The sequence below is a fragment of the Streptomyces sp. NPDC058632 genome (assembly GCF_042717095.1).
Taxonomy (GTDB): Bacteria; Actinomycetota; Actinomycetes; order Streptomycetales; family Streptomycetaceae; genus Streptomyces.
Genome location: NZ_JBHXQZ010000004.1, coordinates 131,604 through 141,906 on the forward strand (window position 1 = coordinate 131,604; position 10,303 = coordinate 141,906).

Below are 10,303 nucleotides of genomic sequence, written 5' to 3' on the forward strand. Positions count from 1 at the left end.
GGTCAGTCGTCCTCCGTGTCTTGGCCCAGGATGCGCAGTCCGTCGCGTCCTCGGACGCGCAGCTTGCGGTAGACACTGCTCAGGCGCAGTTCCACGGTGCGGGGGGTCACCGACAGCGCCGCGGCTATGTCCCGGTTGGCGAGACCTCGGGCAGCGAGCGCGGCAGCGGCCTGTTCCCCCTGCGAGAGGATCCGCCATACGGGCGGCAGTGCGCCGCTGCGGGTTCCCGTGGGCCGGGGTGGCGGCGGCACCGCGACACCGTGGGCAGTGGTGGATACCGTGCCGCCTGTCGGTGGGGCGGGGGCCGTCGCACGGTCGGGCCGGCCGCTCTCGGCGGAGGCCGGTGCCACGACCGCGTACGGGTAGGCGGCCCGGTCCGGGCTGTCGGCAGTTGACCGGAGCGGCCGGCCGCGGTCCTCCTCACTGATCAGGGCGAGGCAGAGCCGGGCCGCGTCGATGGAGCCCGGCGCGCCCCAGCGCTGGGCGAGTTCGAGTTCCTCCCGCGCCAGCCTCCGGGCCTGCGCCGCGTCACCGAGGGCGTGGGCGGCCTCGGCGGTCCGGGAGCGCCAGGGAAGTACGGCCGGGTTGGTGCAGCCGTACTGCAGGAGCCAGCGCCCACAGGCACGGAAGAGGGCACGGGCCCGGTGGGGGTCGTCGTCGGCGTTGGCCAGCAGGCCGCGGGCGAACAGCAACTGGGCACCGTTCAGGGACTCTTCGGCGGGGGGCGGCACGGGGCGCTCGGCGGCGGCACGCGCCCGGTCCGGTCGGCCGTTGGCCAGGTCGGTGACGACGCCGAGCGCCGTCCAGTACGGGTAGGACAGCGGATGCCTGCTGTCCGGTGGCAGTTCGAGATCGGCGGCGGCCAGGTCCCGGGCGGCGAGATCGGGCCGGCCGTGACGCAGGTGCAGTTCGGCGCGGAGGGCGAGCACCCGGCCGACGGCCACGGAGTTGCGTTCGCGGTGGGCCTCGGCCAGAAGGGCGCACAGGTGGTTCTCAGCCTCGTCCCCGTCCTCGGTGAGAAGGAGCGTGCGGCAGGCCAGCAGCCGGGGCACGGTGAGCGAGGGCCGGCCGGAGGGATCGGGGATCAGGGCGGCACGGGCCAGCCTGCGGGTCTCCTCGCAATCGACTCCCCGCACGGCGGTCTCCCACGCGTGCACGCCGTTCACGGCGGGGTTTCGTGACGTACGGGGCAGTTCCGGCACGGGCGGGACGGCGATCTCGGCGGGCGTCCGGTGGAGCGACTGCGCCACCCGGAACAGGGCCGTCAGTTCCTCGTGCCGTGCTGCGGCCGTCTCCGCCGCCCGGGGGTCGGACGGTGTCCCCCGCCTGCCGTCGGGCCCGCTGTCGGTGAGGGCCCCGGCAAGGGCGCGCCGGGCGGTGTCCGTGTCACCGCTGAGGAGGAACAGGTCGCCGGCACGGGACCGGAAGGCGGCAGCCGCCTCTCCGGGCTCACGGAGGATGCCCACGATGCGGCGCCCGGCGGCGACGGGCGCGATCACCAGTTCCGTGCCGGCCAGTTGGAGCAGGACACGGAGGCGGTCCTGTGCGGACAGCGGTTCGTCCAGGGCTCGGGAGAAATAGGCGGCGGCACGGTCGCGGCGGCCGGCGCGAAGAGCGGCGGCGGCTGCGCGGCACAGCGTGTCCGCCGCCCACGGAACACCGACCGGACGGGCCGACAGCAGCAGATCGCCGATGCCCTGGTCGTCGGCGGCGGCACGGTGGGCCAGCTCGGCGGCACGTGCGTGCAGGTCCGCACGCTCGGCTGCGGGCATCTCCTCGATGATCCGGGCCCGCACGACCGGACCGCGCACGCGGAACCGGCCGTCGCGCACGGCGACGAGACCGCTGTCCAGCAGGGCGGCGCGGAGACGGTCCTCGGACACGGCGCCCGGTCCTGCCAGGGCCAGTACCAGCGGGAAGTCGAGGAGTTCGTCGCAGACCGCGAGGGCCCGCAGGACGTCGAGGGCCACGGGGTCGCGCAGACCGCCGAGCGCCGAAGCGGCGTGCTCGCCGATCACGTCGGCCGCGATGGCACGGACGTGGTCCACGTGGTCGGCGTCCGGCGTGTGCCCCGCTCGGGTGAAGCGGTGCAGGGTGTCGCGTACGGCGGTGGGGTTGCCTCCGGTCGCGTCGGCGAGGGCATCGAGGAAGGAGCGGTCGCCGAGGGTGCCGCAGACGGTCCGCACGGCGCTGCCCGTCCCGGCGTGGGTGAGGCCGGGCAGAGCCAGTTCGACGGTGGTGGCCGAGCCGGTGAGTGGGTTGCCCGCGAACCAGTCGAGGCCGATGTCCGCCGTGCGGATGCTGCTGGTGATCAAGGCCAGCGGCGCGCGGGGCAACCGGCGTACCAGAGCCTCCAGCCAGCGCAGCGAGTCGGAGTCGAGCCGGTGGACGTCCTCCACCGTCAGGAGGATGGGTCGGTCACGGGCCACGGTCAGCAGACGGGTGAGCCCCGGGAACCGGCCGGGCCGGCCCTGGTCGAGGAAGAGATGGGGCAGGTGGTCGGCGAAACTCTCGTGGCCCGCCAGAAGCTGGCTGACCGCGCCGTAGCGCAGATCCTGTTCGGCGGGGGTCGCGCGAGCGGTGAGGACACGAAGTCCCCGCTCGGCGGCGTGCTGGGCCGCCCATCTCAGCAGTTCGTTCTGTCCCGCGCCGGGTTCACCCGTCACGGTGACCACGGCCGGCCGGCCGGCCCTCAGTTCTCCGGTCACGGCGGACAGCACGGCCTGCTCACGGTCACGCTCCAGGAAAGGGAGCTCGGCGAGCGGCATGACGTGATCATAGGGACGCCTACGCGCTTCCTGGCGCGTCTGTGGGGCGATGTTCTCCTGATGGCCTTGTACCCGCATGGCCCTCACCGAGTCGCATCGGATCGGGAGCCGGGAGCGGCCGGGGTGTCCTCGCGCAGGACGCCCGCGAGATCGGCGCGGCGGGTGATCCCGAGCTTTCGGTAGACGCTCGTGAGGTGGAGTTCCACGGTGCGTACCGTTACGAACAGGGACTCCGCGGCCTCCCGGTTGCTCACTCCCGAGGCGACCAGCGTGGCCACCGTGCGTTCCGTGCCGGTCAGCATGTCCAGGGGTGACACCGGGACCCCCCGCATCCTTCCGCCGGCCCCGACCAGTTCCTCACGGGCCCGCCGGGCGAGGGCCACGCCGCCGCAGCGGTGGGCGATCGCGACCGCGTCCCGCAGGTGTTCGCGTGCCTCGCGCGGCGCGCCGTCGGCCAGCAGGGCCCGCCCCAACAGCAGCAGCGCGCGGGCGTGGTCGACGCGGGCCGGTGACGCCGACAGCCGGCGGACCGCCTCCCGCAGCCGAGTGATTCCTTCCGGACCGGGCGTGGCGACGCCACTGGCGAGGGCGGCGTAGCCCAGGGCGCGAGAGGTTCCCCAGCGTTCGGCCGGCCCTGCACCGTGGTCGGCCGCCTCCCGGGCCTCGTCGATGCGGCCGGCGTCGGCCAGCAGACAGGCGGCGTCCAGCCACCAGGGAGCCAGGACCGGATTGGCGTGTCCCGCCTCGGCGAGGGAGTCTCCGCAGCTGCGCAACAGGATGAGAGCGCTCTCCGAGTCACCGCGGGCCCACCGCGCCCGTGCCCGTGCCATGAGGTACCAGTGGTACTCCCACGCGAAGCGCTCGATGCGCGGACGCTTGATGGTGTCGAGTACCGCCTCGGCCCTGGCCGGCTCACCGCGCTCGGTGAGGGCAAGGGCACAGGCGGTCTGCGGCATGGTGGCGCCCTCGCCCCGGTCCTCCTCGAGAAGGTCGAGAGCCGTCTGGGCGTCTGCCGCGGCCTGGGTGATGTCGCCCCGGTCCAGATGGACGAACGCACGCGTGGAGAGCGCGAGGCCGCACGTCCACACCCCCGCGGCCCGCCGGCTGTCGCGCAGTACGGCGTCCAGCGCGTCCAGCGCCTCGTCGGTCTCGTCGGCCAGGGACAGCACGAGGGAGGCGGGCAGCAGGGACCAGGCGCCGAGCGGTGCGTCCGGGAAGCGCAGGGCACGCCGGGCCTGCCGGACCGACTGGGCGGCGGAACGGCCGTCCATCGCGGTGAGCACGGTGAGCATGGCGAGTTGCTGGCGCTGGGCGGGCGTGTCGCCCGGCGGTGGGGTCAGCCGAGCGGCAAGTTCACGCACCGCCGGAAGGGTGCTCTTCTCGTCCGCGCCGACGATCAGCAGGGTGGATTCGACCATGGTGAGGAGTTCACGGTCGGCGGGTTCGGGCTCGGGGCCGAGTTCGGCGCGCAGGGCGTCCAGGGCCTCGGTCAGCACGCGGGAGCCGTCGGGCGACCTCTGAACGCTGAGGCAGGTCAGTCCGAACTGAACGGCCGCCGTAGCCCGGGTGCGGACGTCGTCCGTGCGGGTCAGTGCCTCGTGCAGCAGTGTCAGGGAGCGGGACGGGTCCGTCTCCGACAGGACTTTGGCGAGGCGTATCCGGACCTCCGGCGTGTCCGGCCCGGTCGCCATCACGCGCTCGAGGTAGCGTGCGGCGGCCTCGGGAGCCCCCCGTTGTTCCGCCTGCGTGGCGGCGTCGAGGAGGACGGAGGTCATCCACGGCTGGTCGGCTCGCGGCAGGAGCAGTAGTTGGCCGGCGATCTGCTCGGGGGACCGCCCGACGTCGCTGAGCAGTTGGGCGGCCCGGGTGCGCAGACCGGCGAGGGCTGCGGAGCCGACCGTGGAGAGGATCGCCGCACGCACCATGTCGTGCGCCGGCTCGGTCCGGCCGGGCCGGACGAGCGCGGCCCGGCACAGGACCTCCACAGCTTCCTCGGCCTGCACGACGGAGACCCCCGCGAGGGCCGCGAGGTGCTCGGTCCGTTCCGGGCCGAGCACGGCGAGGGCGCGGGCGACCTCGCGCACACGGTCCGGCTGGCTGCCCAGGACCTCGCGCACGGAAGAGGCGATGACCCGCCCCCCGATCTCGGTGATGCGCCGGGCGCCCGTGTCGTCGGGGGCCACCCCGGCGGCACGCAGCCTGTGCAGGAGCCGCTGGAGTTCGAGGGGGTTGCCACCGGTGACGGCGGTGAGCGTGTCGACGAAGGAGGGCTGCGGCGGGGCACCGGGGAAGGCCCGGCGGACGAGGGCCTCGACGTCGCAGGCCGGCAGTGCGGTCAGGGGCAGCGGCACGGGCCGGTGGTGGGCCACCAGGTCGGTCAGGGCGGGCCCGGCCGTCCGGCCGGACCCGGTGCGCTGGGCGAGCACCACGAGCAGCGGCATTCCATCGGCGCGGCGCAGCAGGAAGTCCAGCCAGCGCAGGGATCGTTCGTCGCACCAGTGGGCGTCGTCGAGAGCCAGCACCAGGGGGCGCTCCGCCATGAGGTTGGCGGCCAGCCAGTACAGGCCGTTCAGGGCGGGGAAGGTGGCACCGGATGCGGTGTCCGCGTCGACGAGGTCGGGGGCGAGGGCGGGCAGGGCGTGGCGGGCGCTCCCGCCGAGCAGGGACGAGGCGCGGCCTCGGCGTGCGGTGAGGTTGAGCGGTCCGAACAGAGCGCGCACACCGCTGTAGCCGCTTCCGGAGTCGGTCGCGCGGCAGGCTCCGTACAGCGCGGTCGCGCCGTCGCAGGGCCCGCCGTCGTCGAGGGCGGCCCGCAGCAGGGAGGTCTTGCCGATCCCCGCCGGCCCGTCGAGGACGACCATTTGTGGCTGTCCGGCACGGGCGGCGGCGGCCCTGGCGGCAAGCGTCCTCAGGTGGGCCTCGCGGCCGACCAGGGGGAGGGACGGGCCGATGGCCCGTTCCCGGTTCGTCACGTGGTCTCCCTTGCGTCGTGCTGAGGCCAGGGTCGGCGCTCCCGTGGGCAGCCCTTGTTCCCGGCGCTGCGGAGCTCTCGGCGCGCCCCACCGTACAGTGAACGCCGGTTTTCTTGACGCGAGTACAGCGGGGTCCCGTGCCCGGCGTCCGTCCGGCCTGCGACGGGAAGTCTAAGGATTTCCCGGTTCCGCCCGTGAGACCAAGGTGGGGTGCGGTCGGCGCCGCCCGAACCGGGCCCCGGCCGACAGGCCGCACACGGACAACTCCATCCTGCCTGCCTGCCGGTCGTGCCCGTGCGGGCGGGCGGCGACCTCGGCAGTCATCTCGTGAAAGGGCCCTCATGGACTCCGCCGCACGGCCGATCCTCTTCGTCGGTCTCCCCGAGAGCGGCCTGCTCAACCCGTTGCTGGTGCTGGCCGGGGAACTGGCCCGGCGCGGTGTGCCCGACCTGTGGTTCGCCACCGACGAGCACCGCCGCGAGGACGTGGCGGCACTGGCCGCCGATTCCGCGGTGTCGTTCGCCTCGCTGGGCGGGGTGGTGTCCGAACTGTCGGCGGTGACCTGGGACGACACCGTGTACCGGGAGGTCACCCAGTCCTCCCGGTTCAAGGCGCACCGCGCCGTGGTCCGGCAGTCGTACAGGCCGGCGCTCCAGGCTCGCAAGTACCGCGCTCTGGAGAAGGTGGTCGAGCGGGTGCGGCCGTCCCTGATGGTGGTCGACTGCGTGAGCGGCTTCGGCGTGGACCTGGCGCTCGCGCACCGGATCCCGTACGTGCTGTCCGTGCCCTTCGTCGCGAGCAACGTGCTGACCTCGCACAACCCCTTCGGCGCGTCCTACACCCCGAAGAACTTCCCGGTCCCCAACTCCGGTCTGCCGCTGGAGATGACGGCTCGGCAGAAGCTGGCGAACACCCTGTTCAAGTGGCGCACGCTGGGCATGTTCCTGCACCCCGCGATGGGCAGGGTGCTCAAGGAGGACGCCGCCATCCGCAAGGAACTGGGCATCGCCCCGCCCAACGCCCTGACCCGCGTGGACGCGGCCGAGATGGTGCTGTGCTCCTCCATTGCGGAACTGGACTATCCCTTCGACGTGCCGGAGAAGGTCCGGCTGGTGGGCGCCCTGCTGCCGCCGCTGCCGGAGTCACCGGCCGACGAGGACGTGAGCGGCTGGCTGGACCGGCAGTCGTCCGTGGTCTACATGGGCTTCGGCACCATCACCCGCCTGACCCGCGAGGAGGTCGCCGCGCTGGTGGAGGTGGCACGCCGGATGTCGGACCGCCACCAGTTCCTGTGGAAGCTGCCGAAGGAGCAGCAGCACCTGCTGCCGCCGGCCGGCTCACTGCCGGGGAATCTGCGGGTGGAGGGCTGGGTGCCGTCCCAACTGGACGTGCTGGCCCACCCGAAGGTGTCGGTGTTCTTCTCGCACGGCGGCGGCAACGCCTATCACGAGGGCGTCTACTTCGGGAAGCCGCAGGTCGTGCGGCCGCTGTGGGTGGACTGCTTCGACCAGGCGGTGCGCGGACGCGACTTCGGCATCAGCCTGACCCTGGACCGGCCGCAGACCGTCGACCCGGACGACGTCGTCGACAAGCTCACCCGGGTCGTCGCGGACCCGTCCTTCCGCGAGCGGGCGGAGCGGCTGGGCGCGCTCCAGAAGGCGGCCGGGGGGCGCAAGGCGGCAGCCGACCTGATCCTGGGCCTGCTGCCCAAGCCATGACGCCGAACCGGCCGTCCCCTCCCTTTCAGCCACCGCACGCACCGTCGCAGCGAGGACGCATGTCTTTCACCCACCCCGTCTCCCGGCCCGCTCTCGAGGGGCGCGAACTGGAGTACGTCACCGACGCCGTCACCGGCGGCTGGATCTCCTCGCAGGGCCCTTACGTGCGGCGCTTCGAGGAGGCGTTCGCCCGGTGGAACGGCGTGGCGCACGGCGTCGCCTGTTCGTCCGGCACAGCGGCGCTGACCCTGGCGCTGCGCGCGCTGGGCATCGGTCCCGGCGACGAGGTGATCGTGCCGGAGTTCACCATGGTGGCTTCCGCGTGGGCGGTGACGTACACCGGTGCGACGCCCGTCTTCGTGGACTGCGGGGACGACCTGAACATCGACGTCGCCCTGATCGAGGAGAAGATCACCCCGCGCACCAAGGCGCTGATGCCGGTCCACATCTACGGGCGCCGCTGCGACATGGATGCGGTGATGGACCTCGCGCACCAGTACAACCTGCGGGTGGTCGAGGACTCGGCGGAGGCGCACGGTGTGCGGCCGGTCGGGGACATCGCGTGCTTCTCGCTCTTCGCCAACAAGATCATTACCGCGGGCGAGGGCGGTGTCTGTCTCACCGACGACCCGCGACTGGCCGAACAGCTCGCGCACCTGCGGGCCATGGCGTTCACCCGCGACCACAGTTTCCTGCACAAGAAGCTCGCCTACAACTTCCGTATGACGGCCATGCAGGCGGCCGTGGCGCTGGCCCAGGTGGAGCGGCTGGACGAGATCCTGTCCGCCCGCCGGGCGATCGAGGCCCGTTACGACACGGCGCTCAAGGACGTGCCCGGGATCACGCTGATGCCGCCGCGGGACGTGCTGTGGATGTACGACATCCGTGCCGAGCGCCGCGAGGAACTCCGGGTGCACCTGGCGGACCGCGGCGTCGAGACCCGGCTGTTCTTCAAACCCATGAGCCGGCAGCCCGGCTACCTCGACCCGGTGTGGCCGTCGCTGAACGCGCACCGCTTCAGCGAGGACGGTCTGTACCTGCCCACCCACACGGGACTGACCGCAGCCGACCAGGAGTACGTGACCGGTGCCGTGCGGGAGTTCTACTCAGCGGGCTGACCGCCGGGACGCACCGCGGGAACACGCAGACCCCCTGGAAACCTCAGGAAGAGGAAGAAGGAACGGACATGACGACCAGCACCGGCCCCACGGTGGTCGGCTTCCCCCGGCGCACTCCGGAGGAACCGCTGCCCCTGTCCCAGTACGCGAGCCACCGCGAGCAGAACGGTCTGGTGCTGTCCCACCTGCCGAACGGGGTGCCGATCTGGCTGGTGACCCGGCACGAGGACGTGCGCGCGGTGCTCACCCACCCGAAGATCAGCGCCAACCCGGACAACGAGGGCTTCCCCAACGTCGGTGAGACGATGGGCGTGCCCAAGCAGGACCAGATCCCGGGCTGGTTCGTCGGCCTGGACTCCCCCGAGCACGACCGGTTCCGCAAGGTTCTCATCCCCGAGTTCACCGTGCGGCGCGTGCGCGAGCTGCGTCCGGCGATCGAACGCACCGTGGACGAGCGCATCGACGCGATGCTCGCCGCAGGCGACCACGCCGACCTCATCAGCGACTTCGCGCTGCCGGTGCCGTCCCTGGTGATCTCCTCGCTGCTCGGGGTGCCGCCGGCGGACCGCGATTTCTTCGAGTCCCGCACCCGCACCCTGGTCGCCATCCGCACCTCCACCGACGAGCAGCGGGCCACCGCGACCCGGGAACTGCTGCGCTACATCAACCGGTTGATCGCCATCAAGGAGAAGTGGCCCGGCGACGACCTGATCAGCCGGCTGCTGGCCACCGGTCAGCTCACCAGCGTCGAACTGTCGGGCGTGCTGCTGCTCCTGCTGATCGCGGGCCACGAGACCACCGCCAACAACATCGGCCTCGGTGTGGTCACCCTGCTGACGAACCCGCAGTGGATCGGCAACGAGCGGCTGGTGGAGGAGCTGCTGCGGCTGCACTCGGTGGCCGACATGGTGGCGCTGCGGGTCGCCGTCGACGACGTGGAGATCGCCGGGCAGCTCATCCGCAAGGGTGAGGGCATCGTCCCGCTGCTCGCGGCCGCCAACCACGACACCGAGGTGTTCGGCTGTCCGCACGCCTTCGACCCGGACCGCTCCGAGCGCCGGCATGTGGCGTTCGGCTACGGCGTCCACCAGTGCCTCGGCCAGAACCTGGTCCGGGTCGAGATGGAGATCGCCTACCGCAAGCTGTTCGAACGCATCCCGACGCTGGAGCTGGCCGTCCCGCTGGACGAACTGGCCTTCAAGTACGACGGCATTCTGTTCGGACTCCACGAGCTGCCGGTGCGCTGGTAGGCCACCGGCACCCGGGTGCCGCCGGACGGTCCCGGCGGCACCCGGTCCCATCGCCGCCCGAGTACCCACCCCCACAAGGAGCAACGAGCATGCGCGTCACCGTCGACAGCGAGCGGTGCGTCGGAGCGGGCCAGTGCGCGCTGAACGCGCCGGAGGTCTTCGACCAGGACGAGGACGGGATCGTCACCCTGCTGGTGAAGGAGCCCGGCGAGGCGGAAGCGGACGGAATCCGTGCCGCGGGCGACCTGTGCCCGTCCGGCTCGATCACCGTCCATGAGGACTGACCGTCCCCGGGCGGGGACGTGCGGTCCGGCGGGCCGCGGCGTCCCCGGGCCGCGCGGCGTCTGCCCGCCGCGGCGCGGCGGGCACGCGAGCGGCCGTGGCGGAGGGGAGCACTTCCGTGACGGGACGGGCCCCCGGGGCCGGTCCGGTCATGGGTCTTCCGGCGGGATGTCCGAGGTCAGAGGGCCCGGACAG

At 72.7% G+C, this 10,303-nt stretch carries 6 protein-coding genes; 4 read left to right on the forward strand and 2 right to left on the reverse strand.

Features of this window, described 5'->3' with window-relative positions; all coding sequences use genetic code 11:
* Positions 1-2 precede the first annotated feature (2 nt).
* Positions 3-2,768, reverse strand: coding sequence for an AAA family ATPase (locus tag ACFWVE_RS03430; RefSeq protein ID WP_384007761.1), 2,766 nt, complete (start codon positions 2,766-2,768; stop codon positions 3-5).
* A gap of 83 nt (positions 2,769-2,851) precedes the next feature.
* On the reverse strand, positions 2,852-5,740 hold the full coding sequence (locus ACFWVE_RS03435; protein WP_384007763.1) for an ATP-binding protein: 2,889 nt from the start codon (positions 5,738-5,740) through the stop codon (positions 2,852-2,854).
* Positions 5,741-6,081: 341 nt separating this feature from the next.
* Between ACFWVE_RS03435 and ACFWVE_RS03440 the strand changes: the two genes are divergently transcribed.
* From ACFWVE_RS03440 to ACFWVE_RS03455, 4 genes are all read left to right on the forward strand, one after another.
* Complete coding sequence (locus tag ACFWVE_RS03440) at positions 6,082-7,458, forward strand: glycosyltransferase (RefSeq protein ID WP_384007765.1); 1,377 nt, start codon at positions 6,082-6,084, stop codon at positions 7,456-7,458.
* Positions 7,459-7,517: 59 nt separating this feature from the next.
* Positions 7,518-8,576: a DegT/DnrJ/EryC1/StrS family aminotransferase gene (locus ACFWVE_RS03445; RefSeq protein WP_384007766.1), complete on the forward strand. Its 1,059-nt coding sequence runs from the start codon at positions 7,518-7,520 to the stop codon at positions 8,574-8,576.
* A gap of 68 nt (positions 8,577-8,644) precedes the next feature.
* On the forward strand, positions 8,645-9,826 hold the full coding sequence (locus tag ACFWVE_RS03450) for a cytochrome P450 (RefSeq protein ID WP_384007768.1): 1,182 nt from the start codon (positions 8,645-8,647) through the stop codon (positions 9,824-9,826).
* A gap of 89 nt (positions 9,827-9,915) precedes the next feature.
* The gene (locus ACFWVE_RS03455; protein ID WP_384007770.1) at positions 9,916-10,110 is read left to right on the forward strand and encodes a ferredoxin; all 195 of its coding nucleotides are present in this window, start codon (positions 9,916-9,918) and stop codon (positions 10,108-10,110) included.
* Positions 10,111-10,303 lie beyond the last annotated feature (193 nt).